General features: G+C 64.8%; 19 protein-coding genes. 12 read left to right on the top strand and 7 right to left on the bottom strand.

What is annotated here, in order from left to right; translation table 11 throughout:
* Window positions 1-111 precede the first annotated feature (111 nt).
* Entirely contained in the window at window positions 112-1,599 is a 1,488-nt protein-coding gene (locus BMI89_RS04860) for a 2-isopropylmalate synthase (protein ID WP_078570039.1), read from the top strand.
* A 22-nt stretch (window positions 1,600-1,621) separates the two neighbouring features.
* Here BMI89_RS04860 and BMI89_RS04855 read toward each other — a convergent pair whose 3' ends face one another.
* From BMI89_RS04855 to BMI89_RS04845, 3 genes are read right to left on the bottom strand one after another with little or no spacing between them, the layout of a single operon-like run.
* Window positions 1,622-3,148 carry a cryptochrome/photolyase family protein gene (locus tag BMI89_RS04855; protein WP_078570038.1) on the bottom strand — a complete coding sequence of 509 codons (1,527 nt, stop codon included), beginning with the start codon at window positions 3,146-3,148 and terminating at the stop codon, window positions 1,622-1,624.
* On the bottom strand, window positions 3,141-3,839 hold the full coding sequence (locus BMI89_RS04850; protein WP_078570037.1) for an SDR family oxidoreductase: 699 nt from the start codon (window positions 3,837-3,839) through the stop codon (window positions 3,141-3,143). The genes BMI89_RS04855 and BMI89_RS04850 overlap by 8 nt, the downstream gene beginning before the upstream one ends.
* Window positions 3,833-4,498: an SDR family NAD(P)-dependent oxidoreductase gene (locus BMI89_RS04845; protein ID WP_078570174.1), complete on the bottom strand. Its 666-nt coding sequence runs from the start codon at window positions 4,496-4,498 to the stop codon at window positions 3,833-3,835. Before BMI89_RS04845 ends, BMI89_RS04850 begins: the two co-directional genes overlap by 7 nt.
* Window positions 4,499-4,808: 310 nt before the next feature.
* On the opposite strand from BMI89_RS04845, the gene BMI89_RS04840 reads away from it, so the two are divergent.
* The 7 genes from BMI89_RS04840 to BMI89_RS04810 all read left to right on the top strand — a co-directional run bounded on the left by BMI89_RS04840 (window position 4,809) and on the right by BMI89_RS04810 (window position 13,316).
* Window positions 4,809-6,368 (top strand): 2-isopropylmalate synthase, encoded by a 1,560-nt coding sequence (locus tag BMI89_RS04840; protein ID WP_078520589.1) that lies wholly within the window; start codon window positions 4,809-4,811, stop codon window positions 6,366-6,368.
* Window positions 6,369-6,692: 324 nt separating this feature from the next.
* Entirely contained in the window at window positions 6,693-7,724 is a 1,032-nt protein-coding gene (locus BMI89_RS04835; RefSeq protein ID WP_038064670.1) for a rod shape-determining protein, read from the top strand.
* 52 nt (window positions 7,725-7,776) lie between these two features.
* On the top strand, window positions 7,777-8,739 hold the full coding sequence (mreC, locus tag BMI89_RS04830; protein ID WP_078548201.1) for a rod shape-determining protein MreC: 963 nt from the start codon (window positions 7,777-7,779) through the stop codon (window positions 8,737-8,739).
* A complete protein-coding gene (locus tag BMI89_RS04825; RefSeq protein WP_078520364.1) occupies window positions 8,736-9,275 on the top strand; it encodes a rod shape-determining protein MreD in 540 nt (179 codons plus the stop codon). The genes mreC and BMI89_RS04825 overlap by 4 nt, the downstream gene beginning before the upstream one ends.
* 11 nt (window positions 9,276-9,286) lie before the next feature.
* Window positions 9,287-11,236 carry a penicillin-binding protein 2 gene (gene mrdA, locus BMI89_RS04820; RefSeq protein WP_078570036.1) on the top strand — a complete coding sequence of 650 codons (1,950 nt, stop codon included), beginning with the start codon at window positions 9,287-9,289 and terminating at the stop codon, window positions 11,234-11,236.
* The gene (gene rodA, locus BMI89_RS04815) at window positions 11,233-12,378 is read left to right on the top strand and encodes a rod shape-determining protein RodA (protein ID WP_078570035.1); all 1,146 of its coding nucleotides are present in this window, start codon (window positions 11,233-11,235) and stop codon (window positions 12,376-12,378) included. Before mrdA ends, rodA begins: the two co-directional genes overlap by 4 nt.
* The gene (locus tag BMI89_RS04810; protein WP_078570034.1) at window positions 12,375-13,316 is read left to right on the top strand and encodes a glyoxylate/hydroxypyruvate reductase A; all 942 of its coding nucleotides are present in this window, start codon (window positions 12,375-12,377) and stop codon (window positions 13,314-13,316) included. Before rodA ends, BMI89_RS04810 begins: the two co-directional genes overlap by 4 nt.
* A gap of 63 nt (window positions 13,317-13,379) precedes the next feature.
* Here the strand turns inward: BMI89_RS04810 and hisG are convergent, their stop codons facing one another.
* From hisG to hisS, 3 genes are read right to left on the bottom strand one after another with little or no spacing between them, the layout of a single operon-like run.
* Window positions 13,380-14,093 (bottom strand): ATP phosphoribosyltransferase, encoded by a 714-nt coding sequence (hisG, locus tag BMI89_RS04805; RefSeq protein WP_244176591.1) that lies wholly within the window; start codon window positions 14,091-14,093, stop codon window positions 13,380-13,382.
* Window positions 14,090-15,160: an ATP phosphoribosyltransferase regulatory subunit gene (locus tag BMI89_RS04800; protein ID WP_078570033.1), complete on the bottom strand. Its 1,071-nt coding sequence runs from the start codon at window positions 15,158-15,160 to the stop codon at window positions 14,090-14,092. Before BMI89_RS04800 ends, hisG begins: the two co-directional genes overlap by 4 nt.
* A complete protein-coding gene (hisS, locus tag BMI89_RS04795; protein ID WP_078570032.1) occupies window positions 15,160-16,662 on the bottom strand; it encodes a histidine--tRNA ligase in 1,503 nt (500 codons plus the stop codon). The genes BMI89_RS04800 and hisS overlap by 1 nt, the downstream gene beginning before the upstream one ends.
* Window positions 16,663-16,737: 75 nt before the next feature.
* Between hisS and BMI89_RS04790 the strand changes: the two genes are divergently transcribed.
* A complete protein-coding gene (locus BMI89_RS04790) occupies window positions 16,738-16,944 on the top strand; it encodes a SlyX family protein (RefSeq protein ID WP_078548211.1) in 207 nt (68 codons plus the stop codon).
* Entirely contained in the window at window positions 16,944-17,369 is a 426-nt protein-coding gene (locus BMI89_RS04785) for a hypothetical protein (RefSeq protein WP_078570031.1), read from the top strand. The genes BMI89_RS04790 and BMI89_RS04785 overlap by 1 nt, the downstream gene beginning before the upstream one ends.
* Window positions 17,370-17,372: 3 nt before the next feature.
* On the opposite strand, the gene dnaE is transcribed toward BMI89_RS04785, so the two are convergent.
* A complete protein-coding gene (dnaE, locus tag BMI89_RS04780; protein ID WP_078548215.1) occupies window positions 17,373-20,873 on the bottom strand; it encodes a DNA polymerase III subunit alpha in 3,501 nt (1,166 codons plus the stop codon).
* 102 nt (window positions 20,874-20,975) lie between these two features.
* Between dnaE and BMI89_RS04775 the strand changes: the two genes are divergently transcribed.
* Together BMI89_RS04775 and BMI89_RS04770 are read left to right on the top strand one after the other, a co-directional pair.
* On the top strand, window positions 20,976-21,332 hold the full coding sequence (locus BMI89_RS04775) for a metalloregulator ArsR/SmtB family transcription factor (RefSeq protein ID WP_078548217.1): 357 nt from the start codon (window positions 20,976-20,978) through the stop codon (window positions 21,330-21,332).
* Window positions 21,329-21,796, top strand: coding sequence for an SRPBCC family protein (locus BMI89_RS04770; RefSeq protein WP_078570030.1), 468 nt, complete (start codon window positions 21,329-21,331; stop codon window positions 21,794-21,796). Before BMI89_RS04775 ends, BMI89_RS04770 begins: the two co-directional genes overlap by 4 nt.
* Window positions 21,797-21,911: the final 115 nt, after the last annotated feature.

Below are 21,911 nucleotides of genomic sequence, written 5' to 3'. Positions count from 1 at the left end.
TGCCCGCTTGTCAGGCTACCCCCGCGCAATTAACCTTTCCCCAAGCACGGCAGAGCGCGAATCCACGCGCTCGCGAGACCGGAGCACAGGCAGCACCATCAGGGGGCACGCATGGCAGGCGCGCAGCTTCGCATCGCGACATTGGCAGTTCTGATCGGCTGGACCGCGCAGATCGCGCCGGCGCAAGAGGTCATCACCAAGCAATACGATGACGGCGGCCTCTATGAGGGCACCTTCACCGATGGCAAGCAGGACGGCTATGGCAGCTACAAGCTGCCCTCGGGCTACGAATACGAAGGCCAATGGGTGATGGGCGAGATCAAGGGCAAGGGCCGCGCGCGCTTCCCCAACGGCTCGATCTACGAGGGCGAGTTCGACCACGGCAAACCCAACGGCAAGGGCAAGATCACCTTCGCCGATGGCGGCACCTACGAGGGCGACTGGCTCAACGGTCAGATCACCGGCACCGGCACCGCGCATTACGCGAACGGCTCGGTCTATCAGGGCCAGTTCCGCAACGCGATGCATGACGGCAAGGGCACCTTGGAGAGCGCGAACGGCTATCGCTACGAGGGCGACTGGCTGGGCGGCGTCAAGCAGGGCAACGGCAAGATCACCTATCCCGACGGCTCCACCTATGAGGGCCAGATGGCGCATGGCCAGCGCGACGGCACCGGCACGCTGACGATGGCGGACGGGCTGACCTATGTCGGCGACTGGAAAGCCGGCCAGATGAACGGCCGCGGCAAGCTGACCCAACCCAATGGCGATGTCTACGAAGGTCAGATGGTCAACGGCAAGCGCCACGGCTCGGGCAAGGTCACCTATGCCAATGGCGATACTTACGAGGGGGAATTCCTGCTCGACAAGCGCCACGGCACCGGCACGTTCCGCGGCAAGGACGGCTATGTCTATACCGGCCAATGGAAGGAAGGCCGCATCGAGGGTAAGGGCAAGGTGCAGTACCCCGACGGCTCGGTCTATGAGGGCAGCTTCAAGAACGACCTGCCCGACGGTCAGGGCAAAATCACCTATCCCGATGGCTCCAGCTACGAGGGCGGCTGGGCGCATGGCGTCATTCAGGGCACCGGCACCGCGCGCTACGCGAACGGGCTCGTCTATGAGGGTGAGTTCAAGAACGCGCGCAATGACGGCAAGGGCAAGATGACCTACCCGGACGGCTACAGCTACGAGGGCGACTGGGTGAACGGGCAGCGCGAGGGCCAGGGCATCGCGCGCTATGCCGATGGCACGACCTATGAGGGCGCCTTCAAGAACGGCCAGCGCGACGGGACCGGCAAGCTGACCATGCCCGATGGTTTCACCTATGAGGGCGAGTGGCGCAACGGCGCGATCGACGGGCAAGGCCGCGCGACCTATGCCAATGGCGACACCTATGTGGGCAGCTTCTCGAATGGCAAACGCGAAGGGCAAGGCACGATGACCTATGCCTCCGGGAATGTCGCAAGCGGCGAATGGTCGAACGACAAGCTGCAGGATACCAGCGCGCCTGCGACGCAGCCCACGCCCGATGCCAGCGCCGAGACTCCGCCTGCCCCGGCGAACGAACCGGCGGCGACAGAGCCTTCCGCGAACTGATCCGCTTTGCTGGGCAGGCGCGCTACAGCGCCTCGCCCTTGTCGAGCTTCGCGAGCACCGCCTCCGCGGTCTTCAGCTTGGCGTCGCGCGTCTCTTTCTTCTGCTTGTCCCAGTTACGATAGACGAGTCCCATGCGCGGATTGCCCTCGAAGCGGTCGCGATGCCGGTCGAGGAAATGCCAGTACAAGCTGTTGAACGGGCACACTTTCTCCCCGTCCTTCGCCTTCACGTCATAGGCGCAGCCCGCGCAGTAATCCGACATCTTGTCGATATAGGCGCCCGAGGAAATGTAGGGCTTCGAGGCCACCACCCCGCCATCGGCGAACTGGCTCATCCCCGCCGTGTTCGGCGCCTCCACCCATTCATAGGCGTCGATATAGACGGCGAGATACCAGTCCTGCACCTGGCGCGGGTCGATCCCGGCCAGCAGCGCGAAATTGCCCGTCACCATCAGACGCTGGATATGATGGGCATAGGCCAGATCGCGGGTTTGCCCGATCGCGGCTTTCATGCAGGCCATGTCGGTCTCGCCCGACCAGTAGAACCACGGCAGGTCGCGCTTGTGGTGCAGCGCATTGCGCGAGGTGTAATCGGGCCCCTCAAGGAAGTAGATGCCCCGCATATATTCGCGCCAGCCGAGGATTTGCCGGATGAACCCTTCCACCGAATTGATCGGCGCATCGCCCGCCTTGTAAGCTTCTTCCGCGGCCTTGCAGACTTCCAGCGGAGAGAGCAGCCCGAGATTGATGCTCGACGACAGGATCGAGTGGTGCAGCAGCCGGTCCTCAGCCAGCATCGCGTCCTGATAGGTGCCGAAATCGCGCAGGTTATGAGTGATGAAATGCTCCAGCGCGCGTTCGGCCTGCGCGCGGCTGACCGGCCAGTTGAATTCGTCGAGCGATCCGAAATTGTCGGGGAACTCCGCCTCGACCATATCGAGCACCTCCTGCACCAGCGCATCCTTGCGGAAGGTCGGCGCGGGCTCACGGAACAGGTCGGGCTGGGCGGGCTTGCGGTTCTCCTTGTCGAAGTTCCACTCACCACCTGCCGGATCGTCGCCCTCCATCAAAAGGCCCGTCTCGCGGCGCATCTCGCGGTAGAACCACTCCATCCGCAATTCCTTGCGCCCCTCGGCCCAGTCGGCGAAGCGTTTCTCGGAGCAGATGAAGCGGTCGTCAGGCAGTTGCCGGATCTTGATCGGCGCGCTCTCGAAGGCGTGACGCAGCCGCCATTCGCCGGGCGCGAGCGTCACCACCTCCTCGGCCCCCTCTTCCTCGGCGCGGCGCGCGAATTCACCCACCAGCGAGCCCGCGTTGTCGTCATCGGTAAGCTTCGTATAGCGGACCTGCCAGCCGTCGCGCCCCAACTCGTCGGCGAAGCGGCGCATGGCGGCGAAGGTCAGGGCGAGCTTCTGCTTGTGATGGCCAGTATAGGTCGCTTCTTCGCGCACCTCAGCCATCACGACCACATCCGCATCCTTGTCGCCGCAGCGCAAAGCTGCGCCATCATGGCTCAGCTGGTCGCCCAGCACCGCGATCAGCTTAGTCATAGATCATCTTCCGGGTCATGCCGCCATCGACGACCAACACCTGGCCCGTCACAAAGCCTGCATCCGCGAGGTAGAGCACGGCCTCGACGATATCCTTCGGGTCGCCCACCCGGCCCACCGGATGCTGCGCGTGATCTTCTTCGCCCAAGGCCTCGCCGCTCGAATTGATCCAGCCGGGGGCAATCGCGTTGACCCGCACCTCCGGCCCGAGGCTCACCGCCATTGCGTGGGTCAGCGAGGTGACACCGCCCTTCGCCGCCGCATAGGCGAAAGTGTCAGGCTCGGATTGCAGCGCGCGGGTCGAGGCCATGTTGACCACCGCCCCCTGCCCCTTGCGCAAGGCTGGCAAAGCATCGCGGGTCATCAGGAACGTTCCCGTCAGATGCGGGTCAATCCACCTGTGCCACGCCTCCAGCGTCAGGTCCTCCAGCGGTCCGCATTCGGGATTGGCTGGCCCGCCATTGTTCACGAGCAGGTCGAGCGTCTCGAACCCGGCCTCCGCGACGGCCGCACGAATATCGTCTCCGCGCCCCAGATCGCAGCGGATCGCCTGCAACCCTTCGCGCGCCTCCAGCGGGTCGATATCCAGATCGAGCGCCGCGACCTGCCAGCCGCGATCCAGCAGCGCCTCGGTGATCGCGCGGCCGATCCCGCGCGCGGAGCCGGTGACGATGGCGTTTCGGGTTACCATGGGATCTCCTTGCCTGCGTAATCGTAAAAGCCGCCCGATTGCGCGGGCGTCAGCCCGTCCAGTACATCCAACAACCGGCGCGCCGCGTCTTCCGGGGCGAGCTTGTCGCGCGGGTAATCGGCGGTAAAGGGGGTGTCGACCGTGCCGGGATGCAGCGCCGCGACCACGAGCTGCTTGTGAGAGCGCCCCAGTTCGATCGCCGCGCCGTGCAGCAGCTGGTTCAGTGCCGCTTTCGAGGTCCGATAGCTATACCAGCCGCCCAAGCCGTTATCCCCGATCGAGCCGACCCGCGCCGAGAGCGCCGCAAACCGCGCAGGCTTATCGCGGGGCAATAGGCGGGCCGCATGTTTCAGCACCAGCGCCGGGCCCATCGCATTCACGGCGAACTGGTTCTGCAATTCGTCGGGCGTGAGCTGCGACAGCGCCTTTTCTGGCGTGCCAAGCGCGCCGGAGGCCACGAAGATCAGATCTACCGACCCGTCGATCCCGCGCAGCCCCGCCTCGACCGAACGCTCATCCGTCACAACGAATCCATCGCGCGACCGCGACAACCCCTTCACCGCGAAGCCGCGCGCTTCCAGCTCTGCCCGGATCGCCGAACCGATCCCGCCCGTATCTCCGATCACGATTGCCTGACCCGCCACCTTGTCCTCCGTCATATGCGCCAAAAGGCTACGCGCCCCCGCCGCGAGCGGTTCCTTTTTTTCTTTTCATTTATCACTTGGCGCCTATAGTGCCCCCCATGACACGGGTTAAGCATATTCAACTCACCGCAGCCGGGGCTCTCGCCCAAGGCGCGATGCCCCGTGGTCTCCTTCTTCTTAGCAGCCTCTGAGCGTGCCTTCGGGCGCGAACGCTCAGGGGTAACCAGCGCCCGGACAACTTCCGAAAGCCACCGCGCAATGCTGGCCTTCGGGACCAAGTAACGCTAAGAGCCAAGACGAAAGAGACTAGCAGATGGCCCAGACCATGATCGACAAAAACCGCGTTCTGATTTTCGACACGACCCTGCGTGATGGCGAGCAATCGCCGGGCGCGACGATGACCCATGACGAGAAGCTCGAGATCGCCGATCTGCTCGACGAAATGGGCGTCGACATCATCGAAGCCGGCTTCCCCATCGCCTCCGAGGGCGATTTCGAAGCCGTCAGCGATATAGCGAAACGCGCCAAGTTCTCGACCATTTGCGGGCTCGCCCGCGCCAAGCTGCCCGATATCGACCGCTGCTGGGAGGCCGTGCAGCACGCGAAATCGCCGCGCATCCACACCTTCATCGGCACTTCGCCGCTGCACCGCGCGATCCCGAACCTGACGATGGACGAGATGGCCGACGTCATCCACGAGACCGTCAGCCACGCGCGCAACCTGTGCGACAACGTGCAGTGGTCGCCGATGGACGCGACCCGGACCGAGCATGACTACCTCTGCCGCGTCGTCGAGATCGCGATCAAGGCGGGTGCAACCACGATCAACATCCCCGACACGGTAGGCTATACCGCGCCGACCGAATCCGCCGATCTGATCCGGATGCTGCTCGAGCGTGTGCCGGGCGCCGACGAGATCATCTTCGCGACCCACTGCCACAACGATCTGGGCATGGCGACGGCGAACGCGCTGGCCGCGGTCGATGCCGGTGCGCGTCAGATCGAATGCACGATAAACGGTCTGGGCGAGCGCGCGGGCAACACCGCGCTCGAAGAGGTCGTGATGGCGATGAAGGTCCGTCAGGACATCATGCCCTACCAGACCCATATCGACACGACGAAGATCATGAACATCTCGCGCCGCGTGGCGCAGGTTTCGGGCTTCCCGGTGCAGTTCAACAAGGCGATCGTCGGCAAGAACGCCTTCCTGCACGAAAGCGGCATCCACCAGGATGGCGTGCTGAAGAATGTCGAGACCTTCGAGATCATGAAGCCCGCCGATATCGGCCTCAACGAGGCGAATATCGCGATGGGCAAACACTCGGGCCGCGCCGCGCTGCGCGCGAAGCTCAAGGATCTGGGCTACGAGCTGGGCGACAACCAGCTCAAGGACGTCTTCGTTCGCTTCAAGGCGCTGGCCGACCGCAAGAAGGAAATCTACGACGAGGACCTGATCGCGCTGATGACCGACAGCGCCGCGAACACGGCCGATGACTACCTGCAGGTGAAATGGCTGCGCGTCGTCTGCGGTTCGGACGGGCAGGAAGCCGAGCTGAAGATGCTCGTCGACGGCGAGGAGAAATCCAGCAAGTGCCAAGGCGACGGCCCGGTCGATGCGGTCTTCAACTGCGTCAAGGAAATCTACCCGACGCAAGCGAAGCTGAAGCTCTATCAGGTGCATGCCGTGACCGAAGGCACCGACGCGCAGGCGACCGTTTCGGTCCGCCTCGAAGAAGACGGGCGGATCGGCACGGGGGCGGCGTCGGACACCGACACGATCCTCGCCAGCGTGAAGGCCTATGTCGGCGCGCTCAACCGCCTGCGCTTCCGCAGCCAGAAAACCGCGCCCGACGCGGATGTGAAAACGGTGAGCTACAAGCTCTGAGCCGACCACAAATTGCACAGCTTTCGGGCAGCCCGCGAAGGGCTGCCCGTTTTCAATCCAGCCCCCGCGAATTCCCCGATTTCAGCACGATTTCGTGACGTATCGCATATCTGTAATTTCAAGCAATTTTTCCGGGCGAAATCCGCCCAAAATGTTGAAAAAGGTCAATCCCTTGGCCTAGCCTCAGCGGATAACCGCAGGGGGGGCTTGCCTGTGGCGCAAATCCGCTTCCCCGTAAGGGCCGCTTTGACTATACGAGGCGCGGGCCGTGGCTTGGCGCGAGTCGCGGTGTTTCTAAGAAATTTGGGATGGGACAGGCGTAATATGGTTGGTGGGATCTTCTCCTCGGACATGGCGATCGACCTCGGGACGGCGAACACGCTGGTCTATGTCAAAGGCAAGGGGATCGTGCTGAACGAACCCTCGGTGGTCGCCTATCACGTCAAGGACGGCAAAAAGCAGGTGCTGGCGGTCGGTGAAGACGCCAAGCTGATGCTCGGCCGGACCCCCGGCTCGATCGAAGCGATCCGCCCGATGCGCGATGGCGTCATTGCGGATTTCGACAGCGCCGAGGAAATGATCAAGCATTTCATCCGCAAGGTGCACAAGCGCTCGACCTTCTCGAAGCCGAAGATCATCGTCTGCGTCCCGCATGGCGCGACCCCGGTGGAGAAGCGCGCGATCCGTCAGTCGGTTCTCTCGGCAGGTGCGCGCCGCGCCGGCCTGATCGCAGAACCGATCGCAGCGGCCATCGGTGCCGGCATGCCGATCACCGACCCCACGGGCTCGATGGTGGTCGATATCGGCGGCGGCACGACCGAGGTGGCCGTCCTCTCGCTGGGCGACATCGTCTATGCGCGCTCGGTGCGCGTGGGCGGCGACCGCATGGACGAGGCGATCATCTCCTACCTGCGCCGCAACCAGAACCTTCTCGTGGGCGAATCCACCGCGGAGCGGATCAAGACCACGATCGGCACCGCGCGGATGCCCGATGACGGGCGCGGCATGTCGCTCCACGTGCGCGGTCGCGACCTGCTGAACGGCGTGCCGAAAGAAACCGAAATCACGCAGGCGCAGGTCGCCGAGGCGCTGTCCGAGCCCGTCCAGTCGATCTGTGACGCGGTGATGCAGGCGCTGGAGACCACCCCGCCCGACCTCGCCGCCGACATCGTCGACCGTGGCGTGATGCTGACCGGTGGCGGTGCGCTGCTGGGCGAGCTGGATCTGGCCCTGCGCGAGCAGACGGGCCTCTCGATCTCGATCGCCGATCAGTCGCTCAACTGTGTTGCCCTCGGCACCGGCAAGGCGCTTGAATATGAAAAGCAGCTTCGCCACGTCATTGATTACGACAGCTGAGACGGGGCCGGGATCGCACCACGCCCGGCCAGTGATCTGACCGGAGACGGATTTGGCCAGAAATCGCGACGACCAAGACTATATCGGACCGCTGCGCCGACTGGGCGTTGCGGTTCTTGTCGTCGTGTTGCTCGCGCTCTTCCTCGTCTGGCGCATCGACAGCCCGCGGATGGAGCGGTTCCGCTCTGCCCTCGTGGATCGCTTCGTGCCCAGCTTCGATTGGGCGATGGCGCCGGTCACGAAACTGACCGACATGGTCGAGGGCTTCCAATCCTATTCCCGCATCTACGAGCAGAACCAGGAGTTGCGCCGCGAGCTGCAGCAGATGAAGGCGTGGAAAGAAGCCGCCGTTCAGCTGGAACAGCAAAACGCGAAACTTCTGGCGCAGAACAAGGTGCGGCTCGATCCGAAGCTGACCTCCGTGTCGGGGCGCGTGCTCGCCGATAGCGGCTCGCCCTTCCGCAAATCGGTGCTGCTGAATGTCGGCAAGCGCGACGGTATCGTCGATGGCTGGGCCACGATGGACGGGCTGGGCCTTGTGGGCCGGATTTCGGGCGTGGGCTCCTCGACTTCGCGGGTGCTGCTGCTGACCGACGCCTCGAGCCGCATCCCGGTCTCGATCCCGGCCTCGGGGCAGAACGCGATCCTCGCGGGCGACAACTCCCCCTACCCGTTCGTGGATTTCCTCGAACATCCCGACCGCGTGCGCCCGGGCGACCGCGTGATCTCCTCGGGCGATGGCGGGGTCTTCCCGGCGGGGCTGCTGGTCGGTCAGGTCTTCCAGGGCCGCGACAAGCGGCTGCGCGTGCGCCTCGCGGCCGATTACGAGCGGCTCGATTTCCTGCGCGTGCTGCGCTCGCACCCGGCCGAGCGGATCGAGAATGCAGGCGGGCTGATCGCGCCCGACCCGAAGGTCATCGAACAGGAAGCCGCCGAGAAGGCGCGCTCGGAGGCCGCCGAGGGCGCGCTCGAACCCGATGACGGGTCGGAGGACGGCAACGGGGGCAGCCAATGATCGACCCCATCACCCGCCGCCGCCTCAGCTACCGGACGCTCTTCGTCGTGATTGGCCTCGTGCTGATCTTCGTGCGCCTGATGCCGGTCGACCATTCGCCGGGCGGCCTGCCCGGCCCCGACCTGACCTTGGCCCTGACGCTGGCCTGGGTGCTGCGGCGCCCCGAATACGCCCCGGCGCTGCTGATCGTTCTGGTTTTCCTGCTTGAAGACATCATGTTCTGGCGGCCCATCGGCCTCTGGGCGCTGATCGTCCTCGGCGCGACCGAATTCCTGCGCCGCCGCGAGCAAAGCCTGCGCGATCTGCCCTTCGCGCTGGAATGGGCATTGGTTGCGGGGCTGCTGATCGCTATGGTGGCAGTGAAGCGCATCGTCCTGCTGGTCACTATGGTCGATCAGCCGAGCCTCGGGCTGGAGCTGTTCCAGATGCTGGTGACGCTGGCCGCCTATCCGGTGGTGGTGCTGGTGTCGCGGGTGGCCTTCGGCCTGCGCCGCGCGGCACCGGGCGAGGTCGACGCCTACGGACATCGAATGTGAGGGGGCCCAGAATGAGACGATCCCCGAAAGAGACCGAAGTCAGCACCCGCCGCATCACGCGACGCGGCTTGCTCTTGGGCGGCGCGCAGGCGGCGGTGGTAGCCGTGCTGGCAGCGCGGATGCGCAAGATGCAGCTAGAAGACGCCAAGCAATACCGGCTGCTGGCCGAGGGCAACTCGGTGAAGATCCGGTTGATCCCGCCAGCGCGCGGTCTGATCTTCGATCGCAACGGGGTCATGCTTGCGGGCAACGAGCAGAATTACCGTGTGACCATCACCCGCGAGGATACCGATGACGTCGATGCGACGCTGGCCGCGTTGCGCCGTCTGATCCCGATCACCGATGGCGATACGAAAGACATCCTGCACGATATCCGCCGCCGCCCGCCGACGACGCCGGTCACGGTGGCCGACCGCCTGACATGGGACGAGTTCTCGCGCGTCGCGGTGAACGGCCCCTCGCTGCCCGGTGTCAGCCCCGATGTCGGCCTGTCGCGTCTCTATCCGCGCCGCGAGGATTTCGGCCATGTGATCGGCTATGTCGGCCCGGTCTCGGATTACGATCTGAGCAAGATGGAAGACCCCGATCCGCTGCTGCTAATCCCGAAATTCCAGCTGGGGAAAACCGGGATCGAGGCCAAAGAGGAAAGCGTGCTGCGCGGCGCGGCCGGTCAGCGGCGTGTCGAGGTGAACTCCGCCGGGCGCGAGATGCGAGAGCTGTCGCGCGAACCCGGCCAGCCCGGCGAGAACCTTCAGCTGACGCTCGATTATCGTCTGCAGAACTATGCGCTGCAGCGGTTGGAAGAAGAATCCGCCGCGACCGTGGTGATGGATGTGACCAATGGCGACGTGCTCGCCTGCGCCTCCGCACCGAGCTTCGACCCCAACCTTTTCGTGCGTGGGATTTCGGTCGCCGATTATCAGCGCCTCACGCAGGACGATCACCGCCCGCTGGCCGACAAGACCGTGCAGGGCCTCTACCCGCCGGGCTCGACCTACAAGATGGTCACCGCGCTCGCCGCGCTGGAGGCGGGGCTGGTGACGCCCGAGGAAACCATCTGGTGCCCCGGCTATGTCGAGATCGCGGGCCGCCGCTTCCACTGCTGGAAGGGCGCGGGGCACGGCCATGTGAACATGACCAAGAGCATGGAGCAGTCCTGCGACGTCTATTACTACGAGCTGTCGCAGCGCGTTGGCATCGACAAGATGAGCGACATGGCCAAGCGTCTGGGCGTGGGCGTCCGGCCCGACCTGCCGATGTCGGCGGTGAAGGAGGGCGTGGCCCCCACCAAGGAGTGGAAGCGGGAGCGTTACGGCAAGGACTGGCTGATCGGCGACACCGCGAACGCGGCGATCGGTCAGGGCTATGTGCTGGCCTCGCCGATGCATCTCGCGATCATGGCGGCGCGCATCGCCAGCGGGAAAAAGGTCGAGCCGCGTCTGATCCGCGCCCGTGACGGGGTCGAGCAACCGATCCGCGTCACCGACGATCTGGGCGTCGAGAAGGTCTATCTCGACAGCGTGCGCAAGGGGATGACCGCGGTGGTGAACTCCTCGCGCGGCACCGCGCGCGGCTCGCGCATCGCGATGAAGGAATGGAAGATGGCGGGCAAGACCGGCACCTCCCAGGTCCGCAACATCACCAAGGCCGAACGTGCCCGCGGCGTGATCCGCAACGAGCAGCTTCCCTGGAACCGGCGCGACCACGCGCTCTTCGTGGCTTTCGCCCCCATCGACAATCCGCGCTACGCGGTCTCGGTCGTGGTCGAACACGGCTCGGGCGGCTCGACGGCCGCCGCCCCGATCGCGCGCGACGTGTTGCTGTTCGCGCTGGCGGGCGGCCTGCCCCCGGACGATGCCTACCCGTCCTTCGCCCGCGCGAAGGCCAAGGAGCTGAACGAAACGCTCGATCTGGTCGACCCCGACACCGTGCAGAAGCCGCAATCGAGGTCGCGCGCATGAGCTATCTCGAGAGCAATCTCAAGACCGTCCCGACGGGATGGCGCAAGATCTTCTATCTGAACTGGCCGCTGGTGATCCTGCTGACGGCGGTGGCCTGCGCGGGCTTTCTGATGCTCTACTCGGTCGCAGGCGGGAATATCCATACCTGGGCCGAGCCGCAGATGAAACGCTTCGCGCTCGGTATGATCGCCATGTTCACTGTCGCCTTCATCCCGGTCTGGTTCTGGCGCAATGTCTCGGCGCTGGCCTATTTCGTGGCGCTTTTGCTGCTGGTCGCGGTGGAGTTCTTCGGCGCGATCGGCATGGGCGCACAGCGCTGGCTGGAGATCGGCCCGCTGCGCATTCAGCCCTCCGAGTTGATGAAGATCACCCTCGTGATGCTGCTGGCCGCCTATTACGACTGGCTGCCGGTCGAGAAGGTCTCGCGCCCGCTCTGGGTGTTCATCCCTGCGGTGATCATTCTCGCGCCCACCTTCCTCGTGCTGGCCCAGCCCGACCTCGGCACTGCGGTGATGCTGGTGCTGGGCGGGGCCTTCGTGATGTTCGCAGCCGGGGTGTCATTTTGGTATTTCGGCACCGTGATCGCGCTGGTCGTCGGGCTTGTCTTCGGCGTGATGGAAAGCCGCGGCACGGACTATCAGCTGCTGCACGACTACCAGTACAAGCGCATCGACACTTTCCTCGATCCGGGTTCCGACCCGCTTGGTGCGGGCTACAACATCATGCAGGCGCAGATCGCGCTCGGCTCGGGCGGCTGGTCGGGGCGCGGCTTCATGCAGGGCACGCAAAGTCGCCTGAACTTCCTGCCCGAGAAGCACACGGACTTCATCTTCACCACGCTCGCCGAGGAGTTCGGCTTCGTCGGCGCCTTCTCCCTCCTGATGCTTTACACCGGCATCATCGGCTTTGCGCTTTATACCGCGATGGCAACGAAGGACCGCTTCGCCTCGCTGCTCAGTTTCGGGGTCGCCGGGACGTTCTTCTTCTTCTTCGCGATCAACATGGCGATGGTGATGGGGCTGATGCCTGTCGTGGGCGTTCCCTTGCCGCTGGTGAGTTACGGAGGCACCGCCATGATGATCCTGCTCGCGGCCTTCGGGCTGGTGCAAAGCGCCCATGTCCATAGACCGAGGCAAAGATGATCCGCGTCCTTTTCGCCGACAAGCCCGAGAACTGGGCGCGTTACGAACGCCCGCTGACCGAGGCCATCGCGGCCACTGGCGTCGAGGCGCAGATCGTCCAGCCGGACGAGATCGACCCCGCGCAGGTCGACTATGTCGTCTATTCTCCGCAGGGACCGGTACAGGATTTCACCGCCCTCACCGGCGTGAAGGCCGTGCTGAATCTCTGGGCCGGGGTGGAGCGCGTGGTCGGCAACGAGACCCTGACCCAGCCGCTGTGCCGGATGGTGGATGCGGGACTGGAACGCGGCATGGTCGATTACGTGACCGGCCATGTGCTGCGCTATCACCTCGGGATCGACGCGACGCTGACCCAGCAGGACGGTGTCTGGCGCCATGACGGCGGCGTGCCGCCCCTTGCGCGGGACCGCTCGGTGGTGATGCTGGGCTTGGGCGCTTTGGGCAAGGCCTGCGCGGAAGCACTCGCAGGTCTGGACTTTGCGGTCACCGGCTGGAGCCGCACGAAGAAGGACATCGCCGGGATCAGCTGCTTGTGCGGCGACGATGGGCTGCGCGAAGCGCTGACGCGCGCCGAGATCCTCGTCTCGATCCTCCCCGACACGCCCGAGACCACCGAGCTTCTGAACGCGGACACGCTGGCGCAGATGCCGAAAGGTGCGCGGATCATCAATCCGGGCCGCGGCACGCTGATCGACGACGACGCGCTGCTCGCAGCGCTGGATCGCGGCCAGATCGGCCATGCGACGCTCGACGTCTTCCGCGTGGAGCCCCTGCCCCCCGAGCATCCCTATTGGGCGCATCCCCACGTGACGGTGACGCCCCATATCGCCGCCGAGAGCCGCGCTGAGACCGCCTCGGAGGTCATCGCGGAGAATATCCGGCGGGGCGAAGCGGGCGAGCCGTTCCTCTATCTCGTGGACCGGTCGCGGGGCTATTGAGCGGCGCAGGCCGGGGGTTTCACACCCCCGGCCCCCCGTGGGATATTTCGACCAAGAGGAAGATCAGAGCGTTGGCGCGGGCAGTCCGAGCTGCTGCGCGAGACCCGCAAGGCGGCTTTCCTGCCCCGACCAATCGGCGGCACGCGAGGCAAACAGCGTCGCCTGAGATTGGTGGATCAGCCCGTCCGAGAGGATCTTCAGATGGTTCGCGCGCAGCGTCTCCCCGCTCGAGGTGATATCGGCCACGGCCTCGGCGGTGAGGTTCGCGATGGTGCCCTCGGTCGCGCCCTGGCTGTCGACGAGCTGCCAATCGGCCACGCCCTCGCGGGTCAGGAATTCGCGCACGAGGCGGTGGTATTTCGTGGCGATCCGAAGGCGGAAGCCGTGGGTGGCGCGGAAGCGGTGGGCGGCGGCGTCGAGGTCTTCGAGGCTGTCCACATCCGACCAGCAGGCCGGCACCGCGATGATCAGATCGGCATGACCGAAGCCCATCGGCGCGAGATCGGCGACCTGGCTCTCCCAATCGGCGAGCTTCTCACGCACGAGATCGGAACCGGTGACGCCCAGATGGATACGCCCCGCCGCCAGTTCGCGCGGGATTTCTCCGGCTGAGAGCAGCACGAGCTGCACGCCCTCGGCCCCTTCGACCGCGCCCGCATATTCGCGCTCCGACCCGGTGCGCTTGAGCGTGATACCCGCTTGCGCAAACCAGTCGAAGGTCTTCTCCATCAGACGCCCCTTGGAGGGCACACCGAGTTTGATCATGGCCTCGCTCATGCTTGCGCCTCCAGATCGGCCATCAACCCTGCACGGATCACGCCGCCCACGGCGGGGATTTCGCGCCCCTGCCCCAGTTGCCGGGTCAGCGCGTCGTAGCGCCCGCCGGAGGCGACCGGCGGCAGTGCCGGATCGGCTGCGGTGAAGGTGAAGACGAAGCCGTCGTAATATTCCATCGTCGAGCGCCCGTGGCTCGCGTCGAAGGTGATCGCGGCGAGGTCGATGCCGCGCGTGGCGAGCGCATCGAGGCGCTTTTCGAGCCGCGCGATTGCCGGTTCGATCGCTTCAATGCCGAGCGCGCGCAGGGCGGCAGGCGCCTGATCTGCAGCACAGCGCAGCTCAGCCAGTTTGCCCATCGCGGCAACCGCATCGGTCGGGATCGGCGCAGCGGCAGCGTCGGCGGCGAGCGTGGCGATCCGCGCCTCCATCTCCTCGCGCGAGCGCAGCCCGATCCACGGCGCGCCGGAGCGCTGGCCGGTCAGCAGATCGGCGCGGGCTTTCGGCACCTCGACCTGCCCCGAATAGCGCGCAAGCAGATGCTGGAAGCGTTTGGGACGCCAGATGTGACGGGCGAGCGCGGCTTTGCGCTCGGGCAGCGTGTCGAGCCCGTCGACGGCGGCGCGCAGCAGGCCCATATCGCCGATCGTGGCGGACAGGTTCAGCTTGGCGAGAAGCCCCGCGAACAGCGCGAAAACCTCGGCATCTGCGGCTTCGGGATCGGCGCGGTCGAAGATTTCGAACCCGGCCTGAAAATACTCATGGGCACGCGCGGCGCCGCGATGATCCTGACGGCGGAACACCTCGCCCGCGTAAGCGTAGCGCGCAGGTTCGGCGCCATTGGCCATATGCTCCTGCACGACCGGCACGGTGAAATCCGGGCGCAGCATCATCTCGCCGCGCAGCGGGTCGGCGGTGACATAGGCGCGGGCGCGGATATCCTCGCCGTAAAGGTCGAGAAGCGCCTCGGCGGGTTGCAGGATGTCAGGCGTAACCTCGACCGCACCCGCTTTGAGGAATTGCTCCAGCAGACGGCCTGCCTGTCCCCGCGCTTGCGCCTTGTCCGCCATCACTCGGCCTCGTAGCGCGCAAGGATTTCTTGCACTTTTGCGACCATTTCCCCGGTCGGAACCTCGAATTGCGCCGGTTGGGATTTCCATTCTTCAACCGTCGCGTCCTGCGCGATCTTCGCGCCAAGGATCAGATCCTTGATCTGGACGACGCCGCGGTCTGCCTCGTCCGAGCCTTGGATGATCGCCACCGGGCTTTCGCGTTTATCGGCGTATTTCAACTGGTTGCCGAAGTTCTTCGGGTTGCCCAGATAGACCTCGGCGCGGATGCCTTCCCCGCGCAGCGTGGAGGCCAGCGCCATGTATTCGGCCATCCGGTCGCGATCCATCACGGTCACGACGACCGGGCCCTGCGCGGAGCCGCCGATGCGGCCCTTGGCGCGGAGCGCGGCGAGAAGGCGGTCGACGCCGATCGAGACGCCGGTGGCCGGAACGACCTGACCGGTGAAGCGCTTGACCAGATCGTCATAGCGCCCGCCGCCTGCGACCGAGCCGAATTGGCGCGGGCGGCCCTTTTCGTCGGTGATCTCGAAGGTCAGCTCGGCCTCGAAAACCGGGCCGGTGTAATAGCCCAGACCGCGCACGACCGAGGGGTCGATCACGATGCGGTCGGGGCCGTAGCCCTGCGCGTCGAGAAGCGAGGCGATCTGCTCGAGTTCGTCCACGCCTTCCGCACCCAGCGCCGAGCCTTCGACCAACTCGCGCAGCCGCGCGACGGTGGCGGCGTTGTCTTCGCGCTTGGCCTCCATGAAGCCCATGACCGTATCGGCCTGTGCCTCGGACAGCCCCGCGCCCTTGGTGAAGTCGCCGGAGTCGTCCAGACGCCCCTCGCCCATCAGAAGGCGCACGCCCTCCTCGCCGAACTTGTCGAACTTGTCGATGGCGCGCAGGACGATGCCGCGTTCCTCTTCGAACTTCGTGGGGTCGGCCGGATCCAGGACGCCAGCGACTTCCATCACGCCGTTCAGAACCTTGCGGTTGTTCACCCGCACGACGTAATCGCCGCGCGGAATGCCGACGGCCTCCAACGCGTCCGAAAGCATCCCGCAAATCTCGGCGTCAGCCGCCACGGAGGGCGCGCCCACGGTATCGGCATCGCATTGATAGAACTGGCGGAACCGACCCGGACCGGGCTTTTCGTTGCGCCAGACGGGGCCCATCGTGAAGCGACGATAGGGCGTCGGCAGGTCGTTGCGATATTGCGCCGCGACCCGCGCCAGCGGCGCCGTCATGTCGTAGCGCAGCGCCAGCCACTTGCCGTCATCTTCCTCCTGCCACGCGAAGACGCCCGCGTTCGGGCGGTCCACATCGGGGAGGTATTTGCCCAATGCCTCGACCGTCTCAATGGCCGAAGTTTCAAGCGCCTCGAAGCCATGCGTGCGATAGACCTCTGCGATCTTCGCCAGCATATCGGCCCGCTCGGTCACCTCCGTCCCGAAATAATCGCGGAAGCCCTTCGGGGCCTCTGCTTTGGGACGGGGCTGCTTTTTCTGTTTCGCCATCGGCTTGCACCTGATCTTATCTCGCGCGAGGGTGTAGCCCAAGGGGCTGGCCCCGGCAAGCAATAGGAACGGCAGATGCAGGAACGGCTGGAACGGGCGGAAGAACAGATCGCCTATCTGACGCAAACGGTGGACGAGCTGTCCGATGTCGCGGCCGCGCAGGCGCGTCAGATCGAACGGCTGGAGCGCCATCTGGGCCTGCTGATGGAGCGCGAGGCCGAGCGCGAATATGACAGCGGCAGCGCGATCCCTCTGGCCGACCAGAAACCGCCGCACTGGTAATGGACGCGGCGCTCTGGGGGCTGAACGGTGTTTTCGTGAGTGCCCAAGCGCTCATCTACACCGCTTTGCTGATCTGGCCCCCGGGCATCGACCTTCGTTCGACACTCGACCGGTTCGAGCTGTGGCAGGGCAGCGGCATCCTTGCGATGCAGGTGTTCTTCGCCGTGCCGCTGATGTGCGGGCTGATCTGGCGGCTGCGCAGCCATCGGCAGGCCATGATTTTGGTCTCAATGAGTTTTCTGGCAACCGCCGTGCTGGGCGCGGCGGCGTGGCTGGAGATGGGCATGATCTCCGGTGCGGTGCGCGACGGGATCAACGAGCCCGATCTGCTGCGCGGCGTGGCGCTGCTGCGCTGGGGCGAGTTCGCCACCGCCCTTGCCGCCGCGATCGCGCTGCGACTGGCATGGGTGGCGCGCAGCCTGTGAGGCTCAGACCTCTTCGACCTCGCTCACCCCGCGCAAAGAGCGCAACGCGCCTTTCACCTGAGCATTGACCGGCGCCTCGGGCATCGCGGTGATCTGGTAGCGGCAGCCGCGCTCATTGTCATAGACCATGAAGCTGATCGGACCGCGCGAATGCACCTTCCCTTCGCGGGCGACGCGCTCGACGAGGCTCGCGACAGAGGCGACCGCGTCATTGTTGTCGATATGCACCAGAAGCCCCGACGAGCCCGCATCCGCCGTCGCCTTCTCCACGGTCTGGGCCGAAGTGGCGACCATACGCACCGACTCGCCGTCGACCTCGACCTTCACGGTCAGCACCAGAAGGTTGCCGGTTTCCAGCACATCGCGGCAGGCTTCCAGCGCCTCGGACCAGAAGGCGACCTCGTAGGGCCCCGACGCATCCGAGAGTGCCACGAAGGCGAAGCGGTTGCCCTTGGCGGATTTCTTCTCGCGCACCGAGGCGACCTCGCCCGCGATCTTGGTCACGAAAGGACCGCCCACGGCTTTTTGCTGCACCTCTTCCCAGCTCAGCACCTTCTTGCGCTTGAGCGCGGGCAGGTAATCCTCGATCGGGTGGCCCGAGAGGTAGAAGCCGATGGCCTTGTGTTCTTCGGCCAGACGTTCGCCCGGCAGCCAGTCGTCGGTATCGGCCAGACGCGGCGGCGGCAGATCGTCGCCCGCCTCACCGAACAGCGACACCTGCGCCGACTCGCGCGCCTCGATCACCGCGCCCGACCACGCCATCAGCGATTCCAGCGACTCGAAGACGCGCTTGCGGTTCGGATCGAGCAGATCGAAGGCCCCTGCCCGCGCAAGCATCTCCAGCGGGCGTTTACCGACGCGCTTCATGTCGACGCGGCGGGCGAAATCGAAGAGGTCCTTGAACGGCTCGTCGCCGCGCGCAGTCACGATCATCTGCATCGCGTCCGCGCCGACATTCTTCAGCGCGCCCAGCGCATAGACCAGCTTCTGATCGACCACGTCGAAGGTCGAAAGCGAGCGGTTCACGCAAGGCGGAATGATCTCGATCCCGAGCTTCTTCTGCACCTCGTCGGCATAGATCGCGAGCTTGTCGGTCAGATGAATATCGCAATTCATCACGCCGCCCATGAACTCGACCGCGTGGTTCGCCTTCAGCCAGCCGGTGTAATAGGACACCACCGCATAGGCCGCCGCGTGGGATTTGTTGAAGCCGTAGTTGGCGAATTTCTCCAGAAGGTCGAACACCTCCGAGGCCTTCTTCTTGTCGACCCCGTTCTTGGCCGCGCCCGCCTCGAATTTCGGGCGCTCGGCGTCCATCGCCTCCTTGATCTTCTTACCCATCGCGCGGCGGAGAAGGTCCGCGCCGCCAAGCGAGTAGCCCCCCATGACCTGCGCGATCTGCATCACCTGCTCCTGATAGACGATGATGCCTTGGGTCTCTTCGAGGATATGGTCGATGGTCGGGTGGACCGAGGTGATCTTCTTGAGCCCGTTCTTCACCTCGCAATAGGTCGGGATATTCTCCATCGGACCCGGACGATAGAGCGCCACCAGTGCGACGATGTCCTCGATACAGGTAGGCTTCATCTGGCGCAGGGCCGATTTCATGCCTTCCGATTCCACCTGGAACACGGCGACCGTCTTCGCATCGGCGTAGAGCTTGTAGGTCTTCTCATCGTCCAGCGGGATCGCGTTGATATGGTTCTCCGCGCCATCGGCCGGCTCGTAGAGCTGGTTGCCCGCGGCATCGACATGCAGCGGACGGCCCGATTTGAAGATCAACTCCATCGCGGAGCGGATCACGGTCAGCGTCTTCAGGCCGAGGAAGTCGAACTTCACCAGCCCCGCCTGCTCGACCCATTTCATGTTGAACTGGGTCGCGGGCATGTCCGAGCGCGGATCCTGATAGAGCGGCACCAACTCGTCGATCGGACGGTCGCCGATCACGACGCCCGCCGCGTGGGTCGAAGCGTTCCGAAGCAGCCCTTCGATCGCCTTCGCGTAGTCGAGAAGCCGTGCCACGACCTCCTCGTTGCGAGCCGCCTCGCGCAGGCGCGGCTCGTCGGCCAGCGCCTTCTCGATGCTGACGGGCTTCACGCCCTCGACCGGGATCAGCTTAGAGAGCTTGTCGACCTGTCCGTAGGACATCTGCAAGACCCGGCCTACGTCGCGCACGGCGGCCTTGGACAGAAGCGCGCCGAAGGTGATGATCTGGCCCACCTTCTCGCGCCCGTATTTATTCTGAACATATTGGATCACCTCCTCGCGGCGATCCATGCAGAAGTCGATGTCGAAGTCCGGCATCGAGACACGTTCGGGGTTGAGGAAGCGTTCGAACAGCAGCGAATAGCGCAGCGGATCAAGGTCGGTGATGGTCAGTGCGTAAGCGACGAGTGAACCCGCACCGGAGCCCCGCCCCGGCCCGACCGGAATGTCGTGATCCTTGGCCCATTTGATGAAATCGGCAACGATCAGGAAGTAGCCCGGGAAACCCATCTGCTCGATGATGTCGAGCTCGAATTGCAGACGTTTCTCGTAATCTTCGACCGGGGCTGCATGCGGGATCACATCCAAACGGTTGCGCAACCCGTCCCATGCCTGACGCCGCAGTTCCTCCACCTCGTCATCTGCGAATTTCGGCAGGATCGGCGCGCGCTTATAGGTCGAGAAAGCGCAGCGTTTCGCGATCTCGACGGTGTTCTCCACCGCTTCGGGCAGATCGGCGAAGAGCGCGACCATCTCACCTTCGGATTTGAAATAGTGCTGCGGGGTCAAACGCCGGCGCGGCTCGATCTGATCGACATAGGCGCCTTCCGCGATACAGATCATCGCGTCATGGGCCTCGTAGATCGCGGGCTTCGGGAAATAGACGTCGTTCGTGGCGACCAGCGGCAGACCCAGCTCATAGGCCCATTCGACGAAAGGCCGCTCGGTCGCGATCTCGGCCTCGGTCAGCGTGCCGCCCTCGCCCGGGTGGCGCTGCAATTCGACATAGAGGCGGCTCGGGAAAATCCCGGCAAGCTGTTGCAGCAGCGCCTTGGCGCGGTCCTTCGCGCCATTCCGGATCAGCCGCCCGACGGGGCCGTCTGGGCCGCCCGAAAGACAGATCAGCCCCTCGGAATACCGCTCCAGCTCCTCCAGCGTGACCTGAATAAGCGCCCCGTGCTTGTCGAGATAGAGGCACGAGTTCAGCTTCATCAGGTTCTCGTAGCCGCGCTCGGTCTGGGCCAGCAAAACGATCGGTGCGGGCAGGCGCGGACGCTCGCCGGGCTTGGCCGGATCGAACTCCAACGAGACCTGACAGCCGACGATCGGCTGCAGCCCCGCCCCCGTCGCGGTTACGGAAAATTCGAGCGCCGCGAACATGTTGTTCGTGTCGGTCACGGCGACGGCGGGCATCTTCGCCGACTCGCACATCTTCACGAGTTTCTTGGCGGGCACGGCGCCTTCGAGCAGGGAATACTCGGTATGGACGCGCAGATGAATGAATCGGGGGCTGGTCATGCCACCAGATTTAGCGGGTCGGGCGCGCTGCAGAAAGCGGGAAAAACTTAGCGATCAGACTAACCATTGACTCGAATCGGCAATACGCAAACAGTTAGCCACATGGCTAAGCATTTCGACACACAGGCACTCGACCGCTATTTCGCCGCCATGGCCGACCCGACCCGCCGCGCGGTGCTGGAGCGGCTGACGCAGGGGCCCGCTTCGGTCTCCGACCTGCACGCGCCGCATCAGATGGCGCTGCCCAGTTTTCTGCGCCACCTGCGGGTGCTGGAAGACGGCGGGCTGATCGTGACCGAGAAGCGCGGTCGCGTGCGCATGGCGAGGATCGAGGCGCTGCCGGTCCGCGCCGCCGAAGACTGGCTGGCCACCTTGCGCCGGCAATGGGAGGACCGCCTCGACCGGCTCGATACGCTGGCAGAGGCCTTGGAGCATGACACGAAGGGAGATGCGCAATGACAACCGAACTCGACCTGACCCTGACCCGGCGCGTGGCCGCCAGCCCCGCCACGGTCTATCGCTGCTGGACCGAACCAGAGTTGCTGAAACAGTTCTTCGCTCCGAAACCCGGCAAGACGGTCGACGCCAAGCTCGACGTCCGCCCAGGCGGCGCGTTCTACACGAAGATGGTCTTCGAAGAGTACGGCGAGATCGAATCCGAGGGCTGTTACCTGATCGTCGAACCGGCAAAGCGGCTCGTCTTCACCGATTGCCTAAGCGCCGATTTCCGTCCTTCGGCACAACCCTTTTTCACCGCAGATCTGAACTTCATCGAGACCGAGGAGGGCTGCGAATACAATGTCATCGCCCGGCATGGCAGCGCGGAAAGCGTCAAACGCCACGAGGAGATGGGCTTCCATGAAGGTTGGGGCACCGTCGCGAGGCAGATGGCCGAGATCGCTGAAGCCATTGAGCGCGGCTGAACGCCCAATTCTTGATCACCGGATCAAGTTTCGGGCAACGCACCGCCGCGAATCCCTTGCCAAAGCCTGTCCGCATCGGCTTTGCTGGGCCGGTCCCGTTCTACGCCGCATCGAG

The organism is Thioclava sp. F36-7 (assembly GCF_002020075.1).
Classification (GTDB): domain Bacteria; phylum Pseudomonadota; class Alphaproteobacteria; order Rhodobacterales; family Rhodobacteraceae; genus Thioclava; species Thioclava sediminum.
This window is presented reverse-complemented; position numbering and strand designations above follow the sequence as displayed.

Coding starts and splice junctions, on each gene's coding strand:
- BMI89_RS04860 (WP_078570039.1), top strand. CDS start 112: ATGGCAGGCGCGCAGCTTCGCATCGCGACATTGGCAGTTCTGATCGGC.
- BMI89_RS04855 (WP_078570038.1), bottom strand. CDS start 3,148: ATGACTAAGCTGATCGCGGTGCTGGGCGACCAGCTGAGCCATGATGGC.
- BMI89_RS04850 (WP_078570037.1), bottom strand. CDS start 3,839: ATGGTAACCCGAAACGCCATCGTCACCGGCTCCGCGCGCGGGATCGGC.
- BMI89_RS04845 (WP_078570174.1), bottom strand. CDS start 4,498: ATGACGGAGGACAAGGTGGCGGGTCAGGCAATCGTGATCGGAGATACG.
- BMI89_RS04840 (WP_078520589.1), top strand. CDS start 4,809: ATGATCGACAAAAACCGCGTTCTGATTTTCGACACGACCCTGCGTGAT.
- BMI89_RS04835 (WP_038064670.1), top strand. CDS start 6,693: ATGGTTGGTGGGATCTTCTCCTCGGACATGGCGATCGACCTCGGGACG.
- BMI89_RS04825 (WP_078520364.1), top strand. CDS start 8,736: ATGATCGACCCCATCACCCGCCGCCGCCTCAGCTACCGGACGCTCTTC.
- mrdA (WP_078570036.1), top strand. CDS start 9,287: ATGAGACGATCCCCGAAAGAGACCGAAGTCAGCACCCGCCGCATCACG.
- rodA (WP_078570035.1), top strand. CDS start 11,233: ATGAGCTATCTCGAGAGCAATCTCAAGACCGTCCCGACGGGATGGCGC.
- BMI89_RS04810 (WP_078570034.1), top strand. CDS start 12,375: ATGATCCGCGTCCTTTTCGCCGACAAGCCCGAGAACTGGGCGCGTTAC.
- hisG (WP_244176591.1), bottom strand. CDS start 14,093: ATGAGCGAGGCCATGATCAAACTCGGTGTGCCCTCCAAGGGGCGTCTG.
- BMI89_RS04800 (WP_078570033.1), bottom strand. CDS start 15,160: ATGGCGGACAAGGCGCAAGCGCGGGGACAGGCAGGCCGTCTGCTGGAG.
- hisS (WP_078570032.1), bottom strand. CDS start 16,662: ATGGCGAAACAGAAAAAGCAGCCCCGTCCCAAAGCAGAGGCCCCGAAG.
- BMI89_RS04790 (WP_078548211.1), top strand. CDS start 16,738: ATGCAGGAACGGCTGGAACGGGCGGAAGAACAGATCGCCTATCTGACG.
- BMI89_RS04785 (WP_078570031.1), top strand. CDS start 16,944: ATGGACGCGGCGCTCTGGGGGCTGAACGGTGTTTTCGTGAGTGCCCAA.
- dnaE (WP_078548215.1), bottom strand. CDS start 20,873: ATGACCAGCCCCCGATTCATTCATCTGCGCGTCCATACCGAGTATTCC.
- BMI89_RS04775 (WP_078548217.1), top strand. CDS start 20,976: ATGGCTAAGCATTTCGACACACAGGCACTCGACCGCTATTTCGCCGCC.
- BMI89_RS04770 (WP_078570030.1), top strand. CDS start 21,329: ATGACAACCGAACTCGACCTGACCCTGACCCGGCGCGTGGCCGCCAGC.